Source organism: Methyloparacoccus sp. NF-16 (assembly GCF_056880625.1).
Window position 1 is genome coordinate 2,678,448 of the sequence record NZ_CP174130.1, and the last position, 19,993, is coordinate 2,698,440.

19 protein-coding genes and 2 tRNA genes are annotated in these 19,993 nt (G+C 66.6%); 10 read left to right on the plus strand and 11 right to left on the minus strand.

Going from position 1 to position 19,993, the window contains the following annotated elements; genetic code table 11:
• Nucleotides 1-6: 6 nt before the first annotated feature.
• The 7 genes from yjgA to ACH5N8_RS12755 form a co-directional block, all read right to left on the minus strand.
• On the minus strand, nt 7-567 hold the full coding sequence (gene yjgA / locus ACH5N8_RS12725; protein WP_483281576.1) for a ribosome biogenesis factor YjgA: 561 nt from the start codon (nt 565-567) through the stop codon (nt 7-9).
• 22 nt (nt 568-589) lie between these two features.
• Nucleotides 590-802, minus strand: a complete 213-nt coding sequence (locus ACH5N8_RS12730) for a hypothetical protein (RefSeq protein ID WP_483281577.1) — start codon at nt 800-802, stop codon at nt 590-592.
• Between the two features lie 45 nt (nt 803-847).
• Nucleotides 848-1,297 (minus strand): type II toxin-antitoxin system RatA family toxin, encoded by a 450-nt coding sequence (locus ACH5N8_RS12735; protein ID WP_460028802.1) that lies wholly within the window; start codon nt 1,295-1,297, stop codon nt 848-850.
• Between the two features lie 107 nt (nt 1,298-1,404).
• Nucleotides 1,405-1,863: a PAS domain-containing protein gene (locus tag ACH5N8_RS12740; RefSeq protein ID WP_460028803.1), complete on the minus strand. Its 459-nt coding sequence runs from the start codon at nt 1,861-1,863 to the stop codon at nt 1,405-1,407.
• Nucleotides 1,864-1,904: 41 nt separating this feature from the next.
• Nucleotides 1,905-2,393 carry an SRPBCC family protein gene (locus ACH5N8_RS12745; protein ID WP_460028804.1) on the minus strand — a complete coding sequence of 163 codons (489 nt, stop codon included), beginning with the start codon at nt 2,391-2,393 and terminating at the stop codon, nt 1,905-1,907.
• Between the two features lie 62 nt (nt 2,394-2,455).
• Nucleotides 2,456-3,610 carry an NAD(P)/FAD-dependent oxidoreductase gene (locus ACH5N8_RS12750; RefSeq protein ID WP_483281578.1) on the minus strand — a complete coding sequence of 385 codons (1,155 nt, stop codon included), beginning with the start codon at nt 3,608-3,610 and terminating at the stop codon, nt 2,456-2,458.
• Between the two features lie 84 nt (nt 3,611-3,694).
• Complete coding sequence (locus tag ACH5N8_RS12755) at nt 3,695-4,171, minus strand: Fur family transcriptional regulator (RefSeq protein ID WP_483281579.1); 477 nt, start codon at nt 4,169-4,171, stop codon at nt 3,695-3,697.
• A gap of 136 nt (nt 4,172-4,307) precedes the next feature.
• Here ACH5N8_RS12755 and ACH5N8_RS12760 point away from each other — a divergent pair.
• The 3 genes from ACH5N8_RS12760 to ACH5N8_RS12770 all read left to right on the plus strand — a co-directional run bounded on the left by ACH5N8_RS12760 (nt 4,308) and on the right by ACH5N8_RS12770 (nt 6,898).
• Nucleotides 4,308-4,384: transfer RNA gene (locus ACH5N8_RS12760), tRNA-Arg, on the plus strand.
• A 415-nt stretch (nt 4,385-4,799) separates the two neighbouring features.
• Nucleotides 4,800-6,089, plus strand: coding sequence for an Lcl C-terminal domain-containing protein (locus tag ACH5N8_RS12765; protein ID WP_483281580.1), 1,290 nt, complete (start codon nt 4,800-4,802; stop codon nt 6,087-6,089).
• A gap of 611 nt (nt 6,090-6,700) precedes the next feature.
• A complete protein-coding gene (locus ACH5N8_RS12770) occupies nt 6,701-6,898 on the plus strand; it encodes a hypothetical protein (protein WP_460028758.1) in 198 nt (65 codons plus the stop codon).
• Between the two features lie 103 nt (nt 6,899-7,001).
• Here ACH5N8_RS12770 and ACH5N8_RS12775 read toward each other — a convergent pair whose 3' ends face one another.
• Entirely contained in the window at nt 7,002-7,904 is a 903-nt protein-coding gene (locus ACH5N8_RS12775) for a hypothetical protein (protein WP_483281581.1), read from the minus strand.
• On the opposite strand from ACH5N8_RS12775, the gene ACH5N8_RS12780 reads away from it, so the two are divergent.
• Nucleotides 7,903-8,868 (plus strand): IS481 family transposase, encoded by a 966-nt coding sequence (locus ACH5N8_RS12780; protein WP_483281582.1) that lies wholly within the window; start codon nt 7,903-7,905, stop codon nt 8,866-8,868. The genes ACH5N8_RS12775 and ACH5N8_RS12780 overlap by 2 nt on opposite strands.
• On the opposite strand, the gene ACH5N8_RS12785 is transcribed toward ACH5N8_RS12780, so the two are convergent.
• Together ACH5N8_RS12785 and ACH5N8_RS12790 are read right to left on the minus strand one after the other, a co-directional pair.
• Nucleotides 8,844-9,353 (minus strand): LD-carboxypeptidase, encoded by a 510-nt coding sequence (locus tag ACH5N8_RS12785; RefSeq protein WP_483281583.1) that lies wholly within the window; start codon nt 9,351-9,353, stop codon nt 8,844-8,846. The genes ACH5N8_RS12780 and ACH5N8_RS12785 overlap by 25 nt on opposite strands.
• A gap of 190 nt (nt 9,354-9,543) precedes the next feature.
• Nucleotides 9,544-13,185, minus strand: coding sequence for a PAS domain S-box protein (locus tag ACH5N8_RS12790; RefSeq protein WP_483281584.1), 3,642 nt, complete (start codon nt 13,183-13,185; stop codon nt 9,544-9,546).
• 364 nt (nt 13,186-13,549) lie between these two features.
• On the opposite strand from ACH5N8_RS12790, the gene ACH5N8_RS12795 reads away from it, so the two are divergent.
• Both ACH5N8_RS12795 and ACH5N8_RS12800 read left to right on the plus strand, forming a co-directional pair.
• Entirely contained in the window at nt 13,550-14,362 is an 813-nt protein-coding gene (locus tag ACH5N8_RS12795) for a DUF2092 domain-containing protein (protein ID WP_483281585.1), read from the plus strand.
• 10 nt (nt 14,363-14,372) lie between these two features.
• Nucleotides 14,373-15,359, plus strand: a complete 987-nt coding sequence (locus tag ACH5N8_RS12800) for a DUF6515 family protein (RefSeq protein ID WP_483281586.1) — start codon at nt 14,373-14,375, stop codon at nt 15,357-15,359.
• Nucleotides 15,360-15,400: 41 nt separating this feature from the next.
• Here the strand turns inward: ACH5N8_RS12800 and ACH5N8_RS12805 are convergent, their stop codons facing one another.
• Nucleotides 15,401-15,736, minus strand: coding sequence for a hypothetical protein (locus ACH5N8_RS12805; RefSeq protein ID WP_460028762.1), 336 nt, complete (start codon nt 15,734-15,736; stop codon nt 15,401-15,403).
• A gap of 131 nt (nt 15,737-15,867) precedes the next feature.
• Here ACH5N8_RS12805 and ACH5N8_RS12810 point away from each other — a divergent pair, with 131 nt between their 5' ends.
• From ACH5N8_RS12810 to ACH5N8_RS12825, 4 genes are all read left to right on the plus strand, one after another.
• The gene (locus tag ACH5N8_RS12810; protein ID WP_460028763.1) at nt 15,868-16,119 is read left to right on the plus strand and encodes an accessory factor UbiK family protein; all 252 of its coding nucleotides are present in this window, start codon (nt 15,868-15,870) and stop codon (nt 16,117-16,119) included.
• A 16-nt stretch (nt 16,120-16,135) separates the two neighbouring features.
• Nucleotides 16,136-17,650, plus strand: coding sequence for a YifB family Mg chelatase-like AAA ATPase (locus ACH5N8_RS12815; RefSeq protein WP_483281587.1), 1,515 nt, complete (start codon nt 16,136-16,138; stop codon nt 17,648-17,650).
• A gap of 85 nt (nt 17,651-17,735) precedes the next feature.
• A complete protein-coding gene (locus tag ACH5N8_RS12820) occupies nt 17,736-19,745 on the plus strand; it encodes a UvrD-helicase domain-containing protein (RefSeq protein WP_483281588.1) in 2,010 nt (669 codons plus the stop codon).
• Nucleotides 19,746-19,767: 22 nt separating this feature from the next.
• Nucleotides 19,768-19,844: transfer RNA gene (locus tag ACH5N8_RS12825), tRNA-Arg, on the plus strand.
• Nucleotides 19,845-19,993 lie beyond the last annotated feature (149 nt).

Genomic DNA, 19,993 nt, shown 5'->3' on the forward strand with positions numbered 1-19,993 from the left:
TGAGGATCAGCCCTGTTCCGCTCCGGCCGGCGAAGCCGGGGCCTCGGCGTCCGCGGACAGAAACTCGCGCAAGTAGCGGAACAGCAACCGTGCCGCGCGCGGCGGCAGGCCGGCATCGCGCTCGCATCGGGCCTCGCGCACCCACTGGCGCAACTTCTGGCGCTCAGCCCCGGGATGTTCGCCGACAAAATCATTCACGGCAGCATCGCCCTCGGCCACCATGCGATCCCGCCAACGCTCGCACTGGTGCTGCACCCGCACCAGCGCCGCGCTCTCGCCACGCAGGGCCGCCAGGCCCGCGCGGATGGGCTCGGGGTCCAGCCCGCGCAACAGTTTGCCGATGAACTTGCGCTGGCGCGCCAATCCGCCATGGGCGGTGATGCCCTGCCCGATCCGGACCGCCTCCAGCAGTTCCTCTGGCAGTTCCAGCCGTGCCAGCTGTTCGGCCGACAGCGCCATCAGCGCCTCGCCGAGATCCTGCAACGCCGAGCTTTCCCGCTTGCGGCTGGATTTGCTGGGTCCGCGGACGTTATGGCGCTCTTCCTCGTGGTCGTATTCGTGTTCCATGCGCTCGGTGGGTGAGAATCGGTCAGGGGTGACAGCCTGCGCCGGTGTTGCTGGCCAGGCCATCATACCGGCGGATCAGGGTCCAGCCGGTGATGCCAAGATGCAGGCTGGCCGTGCCCGCCAGTCTGTCGCTGCGGGACAGGCGCACACCGATGCGGAGGGTCTCGACCCGGACCGGCAGGCTCATCGCCAGCCATGGGCGGGCCAGGACCACCCGGCGCATGACGGCGCTCATGGGCAGCGGCAATCCGGCGGCAACGATCGGGCTTCGCCGCCGGTATCAGGCCAGCCGGGTGCGGTCACCGTACTTGCGGGCCGCCTGACGGCAGAAGGCGTCCACCATCGTCTCGGTGACCTCCTTGAAGAAGCCGCCGAAAGCCATGCTGAGCAGGGCGTTGGCGAACTCGAAATCGAGCCGGAAAGTGGCCTCACAGCCCATGTCGCCGCTGGGCTCGAAGCGCCAGACGCCGTTCAGCCGCTTGAAGGGGCCGTCGACCAAGCGCATGCGGATGGATTTCCCGGCCTCCATGGTGTTCTCGGTGGTGAAAGAGAGCTTGATCTTGCCCTTGGCCATGGTGATGGTAGCCTTGAGGCTTTCCGGCGACTGCGCCAGCAGCTTGACGTCGCTGCACATGGGGATGTAGCTGGGGTAGGACCTGACGTCGTTCACCAGATCGTACATCTCGGCAGGCGTGTAGTTCACGCACACGCTGGTGGAAACATTGGGCATGGTGGGGCCTCTCCTCTCCTTCTTCTTTCTCGAAATGTTCCCGGATGTCCGGGGTCATTCGCCCCGGCGGGCCGGCATGCTCCGGCCGACCGCGCCGGCCACTGGCATCAGCTGAACCGGGGCGTATCGGCCAGGGTCTGGCTCAGGCGCTGGATTTCCTCCTCGGCCTGGACCTGCCGCGTGACGTCGTACTGCACACCCAGGTAATAGATCAACTTGCCTTCGCGATCGAACAGCGGCGTCAACGCCAGATGATTGTAGAAAAGCTCGCCGTTCTTGCGATAGTTGCGCAGCGTCACCTCGACCGGCTGGCATTCCTGGATGGCCTCCCGCAGTTGCCGGCGTGCCAGCTGGTCACGGTCCTCGCCCTGCAGGAAACGGCAGTTGCGGCCGACCACCTCGGCCTGGCTGTAGCCGGAAATTCGCTCGAAGGCCTGGTTGGCGTAGACGATGGGCATATCCGGCAGATCCGGATCGGCCAGGGTAACGCCATTGACGCAGGCATCGAGAATTTTCGACAGCACCTGCGGAATGATGCCGGGATCTTTTTCGGCAATGAAGAACATGTCCTTGGCCTCCTCTCGCTGGGGGTTGTTGGCGGTATCGGTCAGACCCTGGCGGCCTCGCGCTCGATCAGGCCCTTGAGATTGCGCACCGTGCGCTCGGCACCGTCCTGGACGGCGACGCGCACCAGTTTCTCGAAGGGCCGCAGGATCAGTTCCAACTCGGGAAATTCGAACGTGAAGGCCAGGCGGGTCGCCTCGCCCTCGTCGACGTGCGATGCGAACACTTCGAAATCGTAGATGCAGCGGTAGGCATTGGAGACACCATCGAAAGCTAGCCGCCGGTTGGGCAGGTAATCCGTCACCCGGAAGCTCGATTCCGACTTGTGGCCATGGTCGATCCGCACCTGCCGCAGCAGGCTGCCGACCCGGATCGGCCCCTCGCTGAGCCGCCTGAGATCGACCACCTCGGGCGACCAGCGCGGATAGTTGACGAGAAAATCATCGCCGACGAAACGGAACACCTCGTCCACCGGCCGGTGGATCACGGTGCTGGCCTTGCCCGTCACGGGCCTGTTGGAGCCGAACAACATCGTCAACCTCCTCGCTGTGGTGGTGTTTCCGCGCGGCGTTCAGTGATCGCCCTGTGCATGTCTCACAGGATATAGGTATCCATGCCCGCCAGCAGCAAATCATACTGGGCCTCGACCACCTCCTTCAGCAGCGCGGCGGGCTGACCGGCCACGATGTTGCCCTCCAGCGCCAGCCAGCCGACCGCATCATCCCGGCCCATGCCGATGACATAGCCGAGGTCGCGATGCAGGTAGGGCTCCAAGAGCTTGAAACGGCTGGCATGACGGAGGATGTTGCGTGCCGCCAGGCGGCCCTTGCGCAGCGCCGTCTGTGCACTGAGCGCGTTGGAACCGGGCAGGCGGTACTGGGCGCAATCGCCCGCCGCGAACACGCGCGGCAGGGTCTTGCCGTCGATCCGGACCTGGCCGAAGGCATTGGCCTGGAGACGCGGCTCGGGGTTCATGCCGGCAAACAGCAGTGCGGCGCTGGAAGGCAGGCACAGACGCTCGCCGGTGTCCGCCTGCTCGAGTTCGATCTCGGCCTGCGTCTGGCCACGGCAGTAGTGGTGCGGCAGATAATCGATCCCGAACGCCTGCAAGCGCGACGCCACGTAGCGCCCCAGCTTGGGATTGAACTGGCCCAGCGGTGCGTCGCCGGCGTCGACCAGCCGCAGCCGCCACGACAGGCCGCATCGACGCAGGTGATCGGCGATCTCGAACAGGAACTGGATGCCGGTGGCGCCGCTGCCGACCACCGAGATCACCGGCTCGGCCAAGGGTGAGCGGCTGACGGTACGCGCCAGCAACTCGGGCCCCGGCGTCTGCATGAAGTCCAGCAGGTCCAGGCAGTGCTCCGATGGCATCAACCGCCGATAGCCGGCGCCGGTCGCCCAGAGCAGGTAATCGAAGGGCAGCACTTCGTCGCCGACGGTGAGCGCGCCGGCCGCCGCCCAGGATGAAACCTGCCCGGCATCGAACGGCAGCTCCGCCTGCACGTGCCGGATGTCGAACCGCTTTTCCAGCACCGTGAACGGCAGCCGCAGGTCGTCGAGGGGGCGCCGGAAGGTTTCGTGCAGGTGGGTGATCTTGAGATGGTGGTCCCGCGGATCGACCAGCGTCAGTTCGGCATCCGGCCGGCGCTCGCGCAAGGTCACCAGGGCAGCCAGTCCGGCGTAGCCGCCCCCGACGATCACGACACGGAGCGGCTCGCGGGAGGGAAAGTAAAGCGGCATGAACATCGGTGATCCCTGAAGCTGGGTGGATGGATATCTCGGACCGGCGCGAGCGGTAGACTGCCGCCACGCCATGAAATTCCGCGCCGGTCAGCCGGCCGGGGGGCCCTGACGTGCCGCGCATTCCGCGCAGATGCCGCGAATCTCGAATGACTGCCGGTGCGGCGTGAAACGGGCGCCGGCGATCTCACGGGCGGCCGCCGCCAGAAGGTCGAGGGCCGGGCGCTCGTCGACATTGTGGCAACGTTCGCAGATCAGCAACAGCAGTTCGTGCGCCCTCCCCGGTTGCCGGCAACCGACGAAGGCATTGAGGCTCTCGATGCGGTGGATCAGGCCCTGTTCCAGCAGGAAATCCAGCGTACGGTAGACGGTTGCCGGCTTGGCGGACTTGTCGAAGGACTTCAGCTCGTCCAGAAGGTCATAGGCCTTGACGGATTCATGGCTGGACCAGATCAACGCCAGAACCCGCCGTCGCAGCGGCGTGAAGCGCACGCCACGCTCCTGGCAAAGCTGCTCCGCCCGCGCCATAGCCGTGTCGATGCAGCCCTGATGATCGTGTGCCGTCATGTTTTTCCCGCGCTGGCGTTGAGTTGGCGCCGAATTGTACGATGCCACCCCCGACAGCGTAACGACACCCCGGCGCGCGGATGCCGGCCCCGGGTGCGCGATTCCCGCCGACCGGGCTATAATCGCCGACCGCGCCGCCCCGGTAGCTCAGCTGGATAGAGCATCCCCCTCCTAAGGGGAAGGCCACACGTTCGAATCGTGTTCGGGGCGCCATAAGAATCAGGGGCTTGGCCGAAACTTCCGGTCAACCGAAAATCACGGGGCTACGCCGGGCTACACACCCCGCCCCGGACAAATCATCGCCCACGAAAAAGGGCTCCGCAGCAGCCATTGTCATTCCATCCACCCGTACCCATCGCGTCGCGCCGGGTGCATGGGATGGTCTGCGCGACCTTCCTGCTGCCTGAACCCTTGAATCTCAAGGTGGCTGACCCACTGCCTGGCAGGCAAGTCGCGACCCGGGGAGCACGGCATGCTCGACACCCCGGACGTGGGGCGCGAAGGGGCCAAGACGATGCCGGGGCTAACGGGTCCCAGGAAAAGTCAGCACCCGAAACCAGCCACGTTACGGCTATCGCAATGAACTTGTCCTCGCTGGGCAAGCCCCCGGACCTGTAGAGACGCACCCATGCTCAAGCTCATGAGCTTCGCACGCCATTCATGCCTCTCCGTGGCTGTCCTGGCGGCCATGCCAAGAACAGGGCATGCCGTCGTGCCGATAAGTCGATACTACGGCAAATGGAATCCAGCACTGACCTACACTGCCGGTGATGTCGTGAGCTACAGCAACCAGACCTTCCTCTCGCTGAAGATTCGCAATCGCCTACAGACACCCGGCATGTCGTCATACTGGCAACCGCTGGGATCGAATCTCCCGGGTCCGGCCGGACCTCCCGGCCCCATGGGGAAGATGGGCTTACCAGGGCCAGAGGGCCCTCAAGGCCTCCAGGGGATTCAGGGGCCACCCGGCACACCGGGAAAGGATGGGGTTGATGGCGTGGCCGGCGCACAAGGTCCGGTCGGCAAGGATGGCGCTCCCGGCACCACCGGCAAGAACGGCGCCACGATACTCAGCGGCAACGGCGCGCCCAACAGCACATTGGGCGCGGTTGGTGATTTCTACGTGGATCTGACGAACGCCCGTTTCTATGGTCCGAAAGTCGATGCTGGGTGGCCAGACACGTTCATGTCATTGGTCGGACCGAAAGGTGACAAGGGTGATGCTGGCGAACAAGGCCCGCCAAGTCTGCCGGGTATCGACGAGATTCCCGGCACGCCAGGCACAGACGGCAAGGACGGTGCGCAAGGTCCAGCCGGGGCGAAGGGCGATCCAGGGAGATCGCACACAGAGGCCCACGCTGGCGACCCATGCACGCCACCAAGTGGCATGTGGAATTCCGGTATTGTCGTTGCCTTCACGCTTAAAGGTCATGCGCCAAGTTTAGGGTGCCCCCTTTCAGAGAATGAAAAATATATCGATCTGGGGCCGGTAGTCGTTGACAAGGAAGCCGGACTCATGTGGGGAAAAAAGACGAGCGATGCCTCCATACATGGAGCCAACGCCCTCTTTACGTGGAGCACAGGTGCCCCCTGGAACTTTGATGGCACGGCAAAGACGGAATTCATTGATGGGCTGAACACCCCGCAACCGGCCTGCTTTGCCGGTTACTGTGACTGGCGCCTGCCAACAGAGGCGGAACTGAAGACCCTTTACAACCCGGCCTTGCCATCTTGCCCCAGCAAGGTACCATGCATCGACCCGGTCTTTGGCGCGGCCCCCGGCAATCCCTACTTTGTTTCCTCGACGTCATCCTCTGATCCCGCACAAGCGGGGTATGTCGTTTTCACCAATGGCCAGACCTACTCTTCAAGCAAACTGAACCTTGGGAGTTTTCTGGCGGTGCGTGGCGGGCCATAACGATCAGGCATGTGTCCGCCAGGAAACTCCGGCCCCGCCTCCTGCCCGCTGCCGGGGCAATCCCCATCGTCAGGGAGCAACATCCCGCCACCATGATCAACGGCATCCGCTGCCAGCGTACACAGCGGTTCCTTGAGGCCGATATCGGCCCCAAAGGGCTTTCAGAGCCATCGAGGATCAGGCCAGGAGAAAGCGGGAGATGCCGGGGCGGCCACGTGCATGACCGATCTCCGGGTGCCCCACCGGGCGATCGGCCTGAGAAGCTGTCCGGGGACCGTGAAGGGCGGTACAGTATCCGCATCTAGCGACACCCCGCCCGACCTGAACGTGGATACCCTGGCGGCCGCCGGGGTGGTGCTCCCCCGCGGATCCGGGCGATCCTCCAGCAGGTCGATGGCATCGATGCCGATCTAGTCTTGCCATACGGTTGGGCCGCCACTGCGGAACGACCCGCGAATTCTGGATGAACTTGCAGACGGCCTACGCGCTTCGCAAGCCCAAACCCATGCACGGGACATAGGGCGCGAAGTACAGCCAGGCGCCGCGCAGGCGCCAGCCGGACGCTGTTGGTGTGATTGAGGTGGGGTGAGCGACGTGACGCGAGGTCAGGCATGCACGAAGACGGATTGAAAGTTCTGGTCGCCATCGGCTCGGTGATCCTGATAGCCCTGCTGATTCACTGGGCCTTCGACACATGGCAGGCCACGGTGAACATCTATGCCTCTGGCTGCGAGACGCCATCCGGCCGGCAGCTGCCCGCCGAGATGTGCAAGTACATCGTTCACTACCGATACCAGCAAGGGGAGTGATGCCAAGCCTGGCCGACCAGGCGGCAAGCCTGTTCTGGCCGCGTGGGGTTTCCCGTGCCCGGCCCGGGAATGCGCCCGCTTGCAGCGCCTGACGGATACCCGGTCACGGTTCGCCACCTCCACCCATGACAGGTTGCCAGGCACCGCAAGCCCGGCACTCGGCTGTTGCCCCCGGCTTGCCCTGCGCGGGATTGCCCATGGAGGGGGCGAACTGGCACGCCGCGGCCATGGCCAGGAAAAATGCGGCAGCGCCGGCTACCCGGGGCGGCCGGCCCCGGCAGCCAGATGCAGAGGCGTGCGTTCGGCGTGCCATGGCGCTGACGCCTGATGCAGGCGGCTTTATCGGCCCAGCCGGTGGATTCGGGGATGTTCGGGCAAGGCCCGCAGGCGCCGGATAGCGTCGCAACAGGCGTCCCAGCCCTTCGGCACAGGCTCCGCAATTCAGCTGGCGGATCATATCCCGCGCCCCGTAACCCGGCAGCAGGCCGGCGGCTGCCCGGGCCGCGAACCAGACCGGGTGCGAACTCTGACTCACGTAGCTGGCCGTTGCCCGTCGCCAGTCGTCGGCGTAGGTGGCCTTGAGGACCGGCGACCAGGCCAGCCGGTCGAAAGACTCGTCGCCGACCTGGGGTCTCAGCGATTCGGCGTACCGGCCATGCTCCCGCAGGCCGAACAGCCGGGGGCGCGACGCGCCCGGGCGATCAAAGACGCCAGTCCGATGCAGGCGTCCGACCAGCCGCCCCAGCCCACGATGCCGGGGATGAGCCCAGGCTTCGTCGGGATTCAGGGTGATGACGATGTCCGGCCGGCTACGCCGGGCGATCCGCTCGGTCGGTCGGATCGGGCATTCCCACAGGTTGGTGCCGGACAGGGTGGCGATACCGGTTTTCAGGGTGTAGGTGTTGCGTCCCGCGAGATCATATTCCGCTGAGGAGTTATGCTCTGTTTGAGGCGCGGGGCATTCTCCGCGCTGTCTTTGATGCGCGAGAAATGGAGTCCGGCACATGAACATTCGTCTTCATCAGCAGGCGCGTACCACCCCGGCAATTCGACGAGAGATTCAGTCTTCGTCGCTTAGTGAACGCGCCTTGGCCCGGCTGTATAACACCACCCGCTCCACCCTTCGCAAGTGGAAACAGCGTGACGCTGTCGACGACGCCTCGCATCGCCCCCATCACGTGCAGACCACTCTGGCTCCGGCCCAGGAACGCATTGTTGTGTACCTGAGGACGGCCCTGCAGTTGCCCTTGGAGGATCTGCTGGCGGTCACGCGGGAATTCCTCAATCCAGCGGTGTCCCGTTCCGGCCTGGACCGGTGTTTGCGGCGCCATGGCGTCTCCAATTTAAAAGCCCTGCAACCCGACGCACCGCGGCCTGCCGTGAAAGCCTTCAAGGCTTACGAACCGGGCTTTGTGCACATCGATGTCAAATACTTGCCAGCCATCGACGGTGAACCCCGGCGCTATCGGTTCGTGGCCATTGATCGGGCAACGCGCTGGGTCTTCATCGCGCTGAAGAAAGACCGTACCTCGCATTCAGCCAAAGCCTTCCTGAAAGCCTTGATTCAAGCCGCACCCTTCCGCATTCAAAAGTGCCTGACCGACAATGGCTCCGAATTCACGGATCGGTGTCTGCGCCGCGAACAGCGCCCCTCAGGAGCGCACGTCTTTGATCACGCCTGTGCCGAGCAGGGCATCGAACATCGCCTGATTCCGCCACGCCATCCGCAAACCAACGGCAGGGTCGAACGCTTCAATGGCCGGATTGCCGAGGTACTGCAAACCCATCACTTTGCATCGACCGAGGACCTCGAAACAACCCTGCATCGGTACGTGAACCTTTACAACCACCACATACCGCAAAAGGCCTTGAATCATCGATCACCAGTGCACCGCATGAAAGAGTGGCAATCTTCACACCCTCTTCTCTTTCGAAAAAGGGTTTATCACCTCACGGGACTCGACATGTAGGGCAGCATGAAGGTGCTCATGTCGGAATAGCCGAGCATCCATTTCAGCCGGGTCCGCCCGAGGCGTTCGAAATCGACGAAAGGCAGCATGTCGAACAGCAGCTCGCCGCCATTCGGCGGAAAGATCGCGCCGATCGCGTCGTCCAGCAGCATGCGGGTCAACTCCTCGGCCCGTTGCCGCGCCGGAGCGCTGAGCAGCGATCGTCCCCACAGGCACTCACCCTCGCGATAGGCGTAACCCAGGCAATTCAGCGTCTGATAGGCAAACCGCATGCGCGGTCGGAGCGCGGGCTTGACGCCCGCCGAAGGCGACGTGATGCCCATCACATCACCGGACCGCAGGGGCCGGGGGAAACGAAGGCTGCGGGCGCCCGGGCTGGCCGCCAATGGCTCCGCGTCCAGCAGCGGGGAACGGACGGTGCCGGCGGAGCCGGCCATGGTGGCCAGGCCACCGAGCCTGAGGAAATGGCGTCTGCTGGTATCCATGGCGGAATCACGCAGGTGAATGGGAACATGACCGCACCGCCCTTCGGTGCGAGCCTCACCCGTCAAACCTAGCCGGAAAAGACCGGAGGGCAAGCTAGATTTACCTTCGCATGGGCGCGACACATTTCCCGGGCGCCGGCATCGGGGCCGGCCCCCTGGCCGGTGCGCCGGACACCGCGACGGCCGGCGCTCAGCGCTTGAGGTAGCGTGACAGCACGGCGAACAGCTGCTGCAGATCCAGCGGCTTGTTGATGAAGTCGTCCACGCCGGCCGCCAGCGCCGCCTGGCGCTCCTCCTCCAGCACCCCGGCCGACAGCGCCAGCACGGGCAACCCGCTCAAGGCGGAATCCGCGCGAATTTCGCGGGTCGCGGTCAACCCGTCCATGACCGGCATCTGGATGTCCATCAGGACCACATCGAAGCGGTCCGGTTGGCTCCTAAGCATCTGCAGGGCCTGCGCGCCGTCATTGGCCAGCGCGCAGGCGGCACCTGCCAGCCGGATGGCCCGCTCCGCCACCATCCGGTTGATGGCGCTGTCATCGACGACCAGCACCCGCAGCCCGGCGAGATGCTTGCCGGTTTCCGGCCCGGCCGCAACCGGTGCCGCGGCCCCCTCCGCCGGCGCCATCCCCTGACGGTCAACCCGCTCGGCCGGCCAGTCGAACCAGAACAGGCTGCCAGTCCCGGGCGTGCTGCTGACCCCGATCTCGCCGCCCATCATCCCGACCAGGCGCTTGCAGATCGAGAGCCCCAGGCCGGTACCGCCGAAGCGCCGGGTGATGCTGCCGTCGGCCTGGCTGAACGGCGTGAACAGGCGGCCCAATCCCTCCGCATCGATGCCGATGCCGGTGTCCTGCACCTCGAAGCGCAGCCGACCCGGCTCGCCATCGGCCTGCCGCCACTGTGCGCGGATGACCACCTCGCCCCGCTCGGTAAACTTGATGGCATTGCCCACCAGGTTGAACAGCACCTGCTCCAGGCGCAAGGCATCGCCCAGCCAGCCGCCGGCAACGGCGGGATCGGCGTCGAGCCGCAGTTCGATGCCCTTGGCGCGGGCATTGACCCCCGCGATGCTGGCGACATGCGCCAGGGTCCGGCCCAGGTCAAAGGGGCGGAAATCGAGCTGGAGTTGCCCCGCCTCGATCTTGGACAGGTCCAGGATGTCGTTGATGATGCCGAGCAGGGACCGGCCGGCAACCAGGATGCCATCGACCATCTGCTGCTGATCGGGCGTCAGCGGCTCCTGCGCCAGAATCTGCGCCATGCCGAGGACGCCGTTCATGGGCGTGCGAATCTCGTGGCTCATGTGGGCCAGGAACCGGCTTTTGGCCTGATTGGCCTGGTTGGCGGCGTCGCGGGCCAGCTTCAGCTCGTGTTCGTGACGCTTGCGCTCGTCGATGTCCCGGGAAACGCCCAGCAGCTCCACGAAGCTGCCGTCCTCGCGCAGGATGGGAATGGCGGTGACCTCGGCCCAGAAGGTGCCGTCACCCTTGCGGTAATATTCCTGCTCGCCGCGATAGCTGTCCGGCCGCTCGCCGGCCTGGACGGCGGCGATCAATCGCTGAAGATAGCCGATAGCCTCCGCCTGCGAGGCCGGCGTCAATATCTCGCCGATCGGCTGCCGCATGGCCTCCTCCTGGGTGACGCCGCGCACCTCTTCCACCGCCGGGCTGACATAGGAAACCGTGCCATCCAGCTGCATGGCCCAGATCACGTCCCGGGTATTCTCGGCCAGGATCCGGTGGCGCTCCTCGCTGATGCGCAATTGCTCCTCCTGTCGCTTGCGCTCGGTGATGTCGCGGACCAGCAGGATGAAGTGCTCGGCCGTCCCGCCATGGGCGCCCATGGCGGCGATCGAGATCTCCCGCCACAACAATCCCCGGGGTGTCGGCAGCGAGTAGACAGCGCCCCGGTATGCGCCCCTGATGGCGGCCGCCTCCAGCGCCGCCATGATCACGCCGGAGGCTGGCTCGGGCAGCACCTCGGCGAGGCGCTTGCCCAGAAATTCGGTGGGTGGCAGGGCATATTGCCCGACATTCACCGCATGGCTTTCCAGAATCCGCCCGTGTCGGTCCACCTTGAACATGACATCCGGCAAGGCATTCAAGGTCGCCTCGAGACGTTCCTTGATGGCCAGCAGTTCATCCTCGGTCCGCTTCTGCTCGGTGATGTCGCGGGTGATGCCGAGGATCGCAAGGAAGCGCCCCGCCCGGTCGTACAGGCTGGTGGCCTTGACATCCGTCCAGACCATCCGGCCATCCCGGCGGCTGCCGCGTTCCTGCAGCCGCTCATGGAATTGCACCGGCCGGCCGGCCGCCACGTCATCCAGGGCTCGGGCGAAGCCCCGCTGCACCAGGGCCAGGGAATCCGGGGTGAAAATCTCGTCCCAGGACATCGCCATGGTCTCTTCCGGGGTACGTCCCAGTATCTTGGCGACCGAGGGACTGATGTAGGTAAACCGACCGTCCAGGTCCATAGTCCAAACCACGTCGGCCGAGTTGTCGGCCCACAGCCGGTGCCGCTCCTCGCTGAGCCGGAGACGCGCCTCCATGCGCTTGCGTCGCGTGATGTCGATGAAGGAGACCAGCAGGCACTCGCCCATGGCGGACGCGCTGACGAGGACATCGCGCACGCGCCCGTCCCGGCAGCTGACCCGGATCTCCCGGGACGGCACGACGCCCTGGTGCAGGGCGGTCTGCGCCACCGCCTCATCCCACCAGGCGAAGGTTTGCCGGCGATAGGCCGGGTCGGGGAAGGCCAGCTCGGCCCAGTCGGCCACCGTGGGGATATCCTCCCGCGTGTAGCCGAAGGTCCGGGTGAATTGCCGGTTGACAAACAGGACGCCGCGTCGCGCATCCAGGGCATAGCACCCCATCGGTATCGGCGCGTGCTCCAGCATCCCGCGAAAGCTTTCCTCGCGGGCCCCGGGCCGAGCCTCGGCCTGCCTGCGCCGGGTCAGGTCGCGCAGGGAGCCGGTCAGCCTGATCACCCGCCCCCGGACGTCGCGGGCAATCCAGCCATGAACCTCGACATGGGCCTGCCGCCCGTCGCCGCGTGGCAGGCGACACTCGCCGGACCCCGGGGCGCGGCGCACACCCAGCGCGGCCAGGAGCCCCGTCCGGACGCCGGTCTGATCTTCCGGACGGGTCAGGGTCCGCCACACCCTGGCGAAGGGCCGCGGCAGGCCGGGCGGGCAGGCGGACCGCGCGGCGCGGGAGCGGCTGCGCCAGAGCCGCCGCGCCGGGAAAACCCAATCCCAGGTGACGCCCGGCGTGGCCTGGCTGGCAAGTTCGCCGGGGCTCGCCCAGGGCACCTGCCCGGGCGGTTCCGGGTCCAGCTCGACCCAGGTCAGCAACAGCCCGGGCGCTGGTCGCCCGGCGACATGCAGGCTGGCGGCCTGGACGAGACAGGCGCGGGGTTCCCCACCATCCCCCGCCGTGATGCGCAACCGCAGCCTGGCGGGATTCGCCGCATCCGGCTTGTCCCGGAGCAGCCGTTGCAAGGACAGACGGCCGGCGTCATCGAGCAACCGCATGAACGCGTCCCCCGGCAGCGATCCGGCCGCCGGGCCCAAGCATTGGATGGCTTGGCGGTTGGCGACCTCGACATGGCCATCGTCGTCGAGCAGCAGGGCCGGCACGGGCAGCTGGACGAAAAGGTCGGGCTGGCCGGCCGTGGCCCTTGCCGTGGCATGGCGGTCGGCCACCGCTGCCGAGGCCGGTCGCCGCGGCCCGGCACACCCATGGCGCAGGGCATCGGCCAGGGCGGCAGGCTCCCCGGGCTGTCGCAGGCTCGCCGGATCGCGGGCATCCTGCCGGTTGCGCGCGATCACGCGCAGCATCCGCTCGAGCCATGAGCGTAATCTGATGTTCCCTGCGCTCAACTGGGCAACCCGCCTGAAGTTGTATCAGCCGCCATTAAAGCATCGTTCGCGGCCAGGATCGGCACAGGCCGGCATCGGTGGCCGCAGCACGAGGCCTCGCAGAACCGCCGCCCCCGCGGGCACTCGTCCCACGGTTGAGGTATCCTCGCGTGGGCATCATGCCGCGCATCAACAGCCATGGGCAGTCATGCCCGCTCGCCGGCGGCAGGAAGCCTGCCGCTGCCAGGGCAACGCGGGCGGCACTGGCCGCCGGCATGAGCGATGGATGCACCCGCCCACGGCCGACCACCATGCCTGACAGAGGAGACCCATCATGCGCACCCTGACGAGAGCTGGAACGCTGCTGAGCCTGACACTGGGGCTCGGCGCGCTTCCGTCGCCGGCCCCGGCGGAAGGAGACAGCCCACCGCCCGCCCCCGTCGTCGAGGAACGGGCCAGACAGTGGCTGCACGACATGAGCGAGTATCTGAGGGCGTCCAAGTCGTACAGCTTCCATGCCGATATCCAGTACGACGACGTGCTGCCGAGCGGCCAGAAGATCGCCTTCGCGGCGGAAACCGACATCGCCCTGCGTCGCCCGAACGGCATCCATGCCCGGCAGGTCTCCGACACCGGCAGCAAGCGCCTGTGGTTCGACGGCAAGCAATTGACGCTGCTGGACCCGCAGAAGAACACCGTCGGCGTCGAAGCCCTCTCCGGCAACACCGACAAGGCGCTGGAGTACATGATCAACGAACTGCACTTCAGCCTGCCGCTGGCCGATTTCCTCTACGAGGATCCGGCCAGGGCGCTGGGCCACAACACCCGCTACGGCTTCGTGGTCGGTCCGAGCAGCGTCGGCGGGATTCCCTGCCAGCATCTCGCCTTCGTCGACAGTCATGTCGACTGGCAGATATGGATCGAGGACGGCCGCCTGCCCCTGCCGCGCAAGCTGGTCATCACCTACAAGACCCTGCCGAGCTCGCCGCAGTTCAGCGCCACCCTGAGCGACTGGGATTTCGGCAGCCGGCTGCCGGACAGCCTGTTCCAGGCCAGCCTGCCGGCGGATGCGATGCGGATTCCCTTCCTCAAGGAGGCCCAGGCCAGACCCCCGGCCCCCGAGGCAAAACCCAAGGAAAAACAGTAAGGTGGCTCCCATGCAGAGACCAGACATCGATGACATGGCCCCGCTGCAAGCGCTTGCCCGGCAGCTGCTGGGGCTATCCCTGCTGGCGCTGCTGGCGGGCACGGCGGAGGCCCGCGGCGGCTTCGGGGGAGGATTCGGCGGCGGCTTTGGCGGCCACCTCGGCGGCTTCGGCGAACGCGCCGGCGGCGGCGCCTTCGGCGGTGGCGGCTTTGGCGGCGGTGACGTCCAGCGCTTTGGCGGCGGCGGCGTCGGCGACGGCCATTTCGGCGGCGGCGGACTCGGCAGTGTGCGCGGCTCGGGCGCCGACTCGGGGGTCGGCCGGGACTGGTCGGAGCGCGGTGACGCCGACCGGACGCCGGCGCAGCAGGACCGCTTCCAGCAACAGGACAAGGTCCAGGCCAACCGCGACCAGGAGCTGAACCACCTGCAGAACCAGAACGAGCTCTACCGCCACTACACCAACAACAACTATTACTACGGTGGCGGATTCGTGCCCTACTATTACGGCGGCAGCTGGGGCGGCTTCTATTCCGGCATGATGATGGGCGAGATGACCGGCATGATGATCGGCGCCAGCATGGCCAGCCTGCCGCGCCAGTACACCACCGTGGTGGTCGAGGGCACGCCCTATTACTACGCGAACGGCGCCTATCTCGCCCAGGCGTCCGGCGGCACCGGCTATACCCTGGTGCCGCCACCGCCCGGGGCCGTCGTCAGCTACCTGCCGAGCAACTGCGCGCCGGTCTACCTCGGCCAGCAGAGCTACAGCGACTGCGGCGGCGCCTTCTATCAGACGGTCAGCGGCGGCTATCAGGTGGTCATCCCCCCGGCCGGCATCCAGGTCAACAGCATTCCCGGCGGCGCGGTGGCCCGGCAGATCAACAATACCCAGTACTTCGAGTACGGCGGCGTCTGGTACCAGCCGTTCTACGGCGGCAGCGACGTGATCTACCGCGTCGTCAGCAACCCCGCCAAGTGCGAGGTCTGCGGCTTCTGACGCCCGGCGCCGCGCGGCAGCCGCCAGGGGCCCGCGCCGGGTCAGAAGGCCCTGGCGTAACCCAGGGCCAGCGCGGCATCCCCGACCCGCAGGCTGAGCCGCACCCCGCGCGGCCGCTGGTCCGGCAGCGCGGCATAGGCCCGCAGCAGGGCCCGCGCGTGCGGCCAGGAATCCGGCGTGAAATAGACGCTGTAACCGTCGCCGCCGGCTCTGGGGGCGCCCAGCATGGCCATGCCCAGGGGCGCGTTGCAGGCGATGTAGATGGCGCGGAAGGCCCCCTCGATCACATCGGCCTCGCCGCCCGCGTAGTCCTCGGCGGTCAGATCGATGCGATACCAGCTTGCCCCGGCTGCCGCGCCGTCCGAATGGCCTGTCATGTTGCTGCCCTCCTGCCGCCAGTCTGAAGAAGCCGGAGAGTTTACCCGAAGCCCCTGCCCGCCTTGGACGCTGGCTTCCCTCCCTTGCTATCCTTCCCCGCCCGATAATCTTCGCCGACAGGGATACGCCCATGTTTGAACCGCCCGCCCTCAACGAACTTGCCAAGCGACTCGCCAGCGTCGTACCGGGCGATCTGCAGTTGCTCGGAAGCGACCTGGAAAAGACCTTCCAGGCCATCCTGCAAGCCGCCTTCAGCCGCATGAACCTGGTCAGCCGCGAGGAGTTCGAGGTCCAGCGCGGCGTCCTGGCACGCACCCGCGAGCAGCTGGAGGCGCTGGAAGCCCGCGTCGCCGCACTGGAGAAGCAGCTCCTGCAGGATTAGCGGTTCGTCGCACGGCATGTCGCTGGCGATTGTCTACACCCGCGGCCGGCAGGGTATCGCGGCGCCGCTGGTCACGGTGGAGGTGCACATCGCCAACGGCCTGCCGGCGCTCAACATCGTCGGTCTGCCGGAAGCGGCGGTCAAGGAAAGCAAGGACCGGGTGCGCGGCGCCCTGCTGAACTGCCACTTCGAGTTCCCCCTGCAGCGCGTCACGGTGAACATGGCGCCGGCCGACATTCCCAAGGAAGGCGGCCGTTTCGACCTGCCCATCGCCCTCGGCATCCTGGCGGCATCCGGCCAGATTCCCCGCGAGCCCCTGGAGGGGCTGGAATGCCTCGGCGAGCTGTCGCTGGGCGGTGAACTGCGCGGCATCGCCGGCGTGTTGCCGGTCGCCCTGCGGGCGCGCGAGGCCGGCCGCGCCTTGGTGATCCCGGCCGGCAATGCCGCCGAGGCGGTGCTGGTGGACGGTGTCAGCATCCTGCCGGCCGGCCATCTGCTCGAGGTCTGCGCCCACCTGAACGGCCAGCGCCCGCTGCAGCCGGCCATGCCCGGCCCGGCGGAGGCCAGTCCCGCCTCCCTGCCCGATTTCGCCGACGTGCACGGCCACTTCCAGGCCAAGCGGGCGCTGGAAATCGCCGCAGTCGGACGCCACAACCTGCTGATGCTGGGGCCGCCCGGCACCGGCAAGTCGATGCTGGCGGCACGCCTGCCGGGGATCCTGCCGCCGCTGACGGATACCGAAGCGCTGGAGAGCGCGGCCATCGCCTCGGTCAGCGACCTGCCGTTCGACCCGCGCCGCTGGCGGCAGCCCCCCTTTCGCGCCCCGCACCATACGGCCTCGGCCCCGGCACTGGTCGGCGGTGGCGGCAACCCCAAGCCCGGCGAGGTCTCGCTGGCCACCAACGGCGTGCTGTTCCTGGACGAATTGCCGGAATTCGACCGCCGGGTGCTGGAAGTCCTGCGCGAGCCGCTGGAAACCGGCGCCATCACCATCTCCCGCGCCGCCCGTCAGGTCGACTTTCCCGCCCGCTTCCAGCTGATCGCGGCGATGAACCCCTGCCCCTGCGGCTATCTCGGCGATGCCTCCGGACGCTGCCGCTGTACGCCGGATGTGGTGCTGCGCTATCGCGGCCGCATCTCCGGCCCCCTGCTCGATCGCATCGACATGCACGTCGAGGTGGCCCGGGTGCCGCAGGCGATGCTGCGCGACGGCACACCCGGCGGCGAGGCGAGCAGCACCGTCATCCGCGCCCGCGTCGAGGCCGCCCGGCAGCGCGCCCTGGACCGGTCCGGCCACCCGAATGCCTGGCTGACGGCGGCAGAAACCAAGCGCGACTGCCGCCTCGACGACGCGGGCCACCAGTTGCTGGAACAGGCCATGGACAAGCTGGGGCTGTCGCACCGGGCCTATCATCGCATCCTGAAGCTGGCCCGCAGCATCGCCGACCTGGCCGGCAACGAGACCATCGGGCTGCCGCATCTGAGCGAAGCCATCGGCTACCGGCGCCTCGACCGCGCGCCCCGTCGCTGACCCGGCAGGTCCGCCCCGGACGCGCCGATGATCGCTTAAACTTCCCCGCCCGCACGACCGTTCGCCTCCCCCTCTGACTGCCCGCATGTCCCAACTCAATCCGCAACAACACGCCGCCGTCGTCGAGGTGGAGCATCCCCTGCTGGTGCTTGCCGGCGCCGGCAGCGGCAAGACCCGCGTCATCACCGAGAAGATCGCCCACCTGATCCGCCAGGGCCTGCCGGCCCGCCACATCGCCGCCGTAACCTTCACCAACAAGGCGGCACGGGAAATGAAGAGCCGGGTCGGCAAGCTGGTCGACGACCGCGCCATTCGCGGCCTGACCGTGTCGACCTTTCATGCGCTGGGCCTGGACATCATCCGCCAGGAACATGCGGCGCTGGGTTTCAAGAAGGCCATTTCCATCTTCGACGAGCACGACCGGCTGGTACTGATCAAGGAACTCATCAAGCACGGCCGGCCGGAATGGGACATCGACCATGCCGAGCGCGTCAGCGGCCAGATCAGCCGCTGGAAGAACCTGTTCCTGCTGCCGGAACAGGCGGCCGGGCACGGCACCGATCCCGTGCCCGGCGGGCTGGAACTGTACGACCTGTACCTGCGGCAGATGAAAGCCTACAACGCGGTCGATTTCGACGACCTGATCCTGCAACCGGTGCTGCTGTTCCAGAACCAGCCGGAGATCCTGGAAAAGTGGCGCAACAAGCTGCGCTATCTGCTGGTGGACGAATACCAGGACACCAACCTGACCCAGTACCAGATGGTCAAACTGCTGGCCGGCCGGCTCGGGCGCTTCACCGTGGTCGGCGACGACGACCAGTCGATCTATTCCTGGCGCGGCGCGCAGCCGGAAAACCTGGCCCAGCTGCAACGCGACTTCCCGCGCCTCAAGGTCATCAAGCTGGAACAGAACTACCGCTCCACCCGACGCATACTCGGCGTGGCCAACAGCCTCATCGCCAACAATCCGCATGTGTTCGAAAAGCGCCTGTGGAGCGCCCTGGCACCCGGCGATCCGCTGCGCGTGCTGCATCACCGGGACGAGACGCTGGAGGCGCGGCAGATCGCCTCGGACCTGATTCACCACAAGTTTCGCCACGGCAGCCGCTTCCGCGACTACGCCATCCTCTACCGCGGCAATCACCAGTCGCGGGTGTTCGAGACGGCACTGAGGGAAGCCAGCATTCCCTACTTCATCAGCGGCGGACAATCCTTCTTCGGCTATGCCGAAATCAAGGACATCCTGGCCTACCTGCGCCTCATGGTGAACCCGGATGACGACGCGGCCTTCCTGCGCATCGTCAACGTGCCGCGCCGCGAAATCGGCCCGACCACACTGGAAAAGCTCGGCGCCTACGCCAACCGCCGGCGCATCAGCCTGTTCGCCGCCTGCTACGAGATGGGCCTGACGGCGGAGCTGTCCGACAATGCCCGCCAGCGGCTGCAGCACTTCTGCGATCGCATCCAGGATGTCGCCGACCGCGCCCGGCGCGGCGACACCTTCGCCGTCATCGACGACTTCATCGTGGCCATCGACTACGAAGGCTGGCTGCGGGAAACCGCTAATACCGAAGAAGCCGCCCGCCGCCGCATGGGCCAGGTACGGGAACTGCTGGACTGGCTGCGGCGTATCGCCACCGAGGACGAAGGCCAGGAAAAGAGCCTGGCCGAGGTCATCGCCAAGATCCTGCTGCTCGACGTACTGGACCGCAGCCAGGAGGAGCAGGCCGGCGACCGCGTCAACCTGATGACCCTGCATGCCGCCAAGGGACTCGAATTTCCCTACGTCTATTTGGTGGGCATGGAGGAAAACCTGCTGCCGCACGAAACCAGCATCGAGGAAAACGGCATCGAGGAGGAACGGCGGCTGGCCTATGTCGGCATCACCCGCGCCCAGCAGCATCTGATGCTGAGCTACTGCACCCACCGCAAGCGCCGCGGCGAACTGGAAAGCCGCCAACCCAGCCGTTTCCTGGAGGAACTGCCGGAAGCCGACCTCGAATGGCCGGCCCGCCGGGCGCTGGATCCGGAAGTGAAGCGCGAACGTGGGCAGGCTTCGCTGGCCCAGCTCCGCAACCTGTTAAACGCCCCCTGAATCCGTTATACTGATTATCCGCGCGCCCGTAGCTCAGTTGGATAGAGTGTTGCCCTCCGAAGGCAAAGGTCGTACGTTCGAATCGTATCGGGCGCGCCATGACATCAACATCCCGCTTACCGCCTCCGTCTGTAGGCATCATGAGATAGCCGCCCTGGAACCCCTGTAGTTGCCGGGCTCAAGGCCACGGCTTTCCCGGTTTTCCATCGTCTCCCGACAGCCCTGACCCACGGCATCCAGCGCGATCG

Excerpts from the sequence above, each read along its gene's own strand:
- ACH5N8_RS12775 (WP_483281581.1), bottom strand. The coding sequence starts at position 7,904 with ATGTGCCGGACTCCATTTCTCGCGCATCAAAGACAGCGCGGAGAATGC.
- ACH5N8_RS12800 (WP_483281586.1), top strand. The coding sequence starts at position 14,373 with ATGCAGAGACCAGACATCGATGACATGGCCCCGCTGCAAGCGCTTGCC.
- ACH5N8_RS12795 (WP_483281585.1), top strand. The coding sequence starts at position 13,550 with ATGCGCACCCTGACGAGAGCTGGAACGCTGCTGAGCCTGACACTGGGG.
- ACH5N8_RS12730 (WP_483281577.1), bottom strand. The coding sequence starts at position 802 with ATGAGCGCCGTCATGCGCCGGGTGGTCCTGGCCCGCCCATGGCTGGCG.
- ACH5N8_RS12735 (WP_460028802.1), bottom strand. The coding sequence starts at position 1,297 with ATGCCCAATGTTTCCACCAGCGTGTGCGTGAACTACACGCCTGCCGAG.
- ACH5N8_RS12755 (WP_483281579.1), bottom strand. The coding sequence starts at position 4,171 with ATGACGGCACACGATCATCAGGGCTGCATCGACACGGCTATGGCGCGG.
- ACH5N8_RS12785 (WP_483281583.1), bottom strand. The coding sequence starts at position 9,353 with ATGGATACCAGCAGACGCCATTTCCTCAGGCTCGGTGGCCTGGCCACC.
- ACH5N8_RS12815 (WP_483281587.1), top strand. The coding sequence starts at position 16,136 with ATGTCGCTGGCGATTGTCTACACCCGCGGCCGGCAGGGTATCGCGGCG.
- ACH5N8_RS12770 (WP_460028758.1), top strand. The coding sequence starts at position 6,701 with ATGCACGAAGACGGATTGAAAGTTCTGGTCGCCATCGGCTCGGTGATC.
- ACH5N8_RS12765 (WP_483281580.1), top strand. The coding sequence starts at position 4,800 with ATGCTCAAGCTCATGAGCTTCGCACGCCATTCATGCCTCTCCGTGGCT.
- ACH5N8_RS12810 (WP_460028763.1), top strand. The coding sequence starts at position 15,868 with ATGTTTGAACCGCCCGCCCTCAACGAACTTGCCAAGCGACTCGCCAGC.
- ACH5N8_RS12805 (WP_460028762.1), bottom strand. The coding sequence starts at position 15,736 with ATGACAGGCCATTCGGACGGCGCGGCAGCCGGGGCAAGCTGGTATCGC.
- yjgA (WP_483281576.1), bottom strand. The coding sequence starts at position 567 with ATGGAACACGAATACGACCACGAGGAAGAGCGCCATAACGTCCGCGGA.
- ACH5N8_RS12820 (WP_483281588.1), top strand. The coding sequence starts at position 17,736 with ATGTCCCAACTCAATCCGCAACAACACGCCGCCGTCGTCGAGGTGGAG.
- ACH5N8_RS12740 (WP_460028803.1), bottom strand. The coding sequence starts at position 1,863 with ATGTTCTTCATTGCCGAAAAAGATCCCGGCATCATTCCGCAGGTGCTG.
- ACH5N8_RS12750 (WP_483281578.1), bottom strand. The coding sequence starts at position 3,610 with ATGTTCATGCCGCTTTACTTTCCCTCCCGCGAGCCGCTCCGTGTCGTG.
- ACH5N8_RS12780 (WP_483281582.1), top strand. The coding sequence starts at position 7,903 with ATGAACATTCGTCTTCATCAGCAGGCGCGTACCACCCCGGCAATTCGA.
- ACH5N8_RS12745 (WP_460028804.1), bottom strand. The coding sequence starts at position 2,393 with ATGTTGTTCGGCTCCAACAGGCCCGTGACGGGCAAGGCCAGCACCGTG.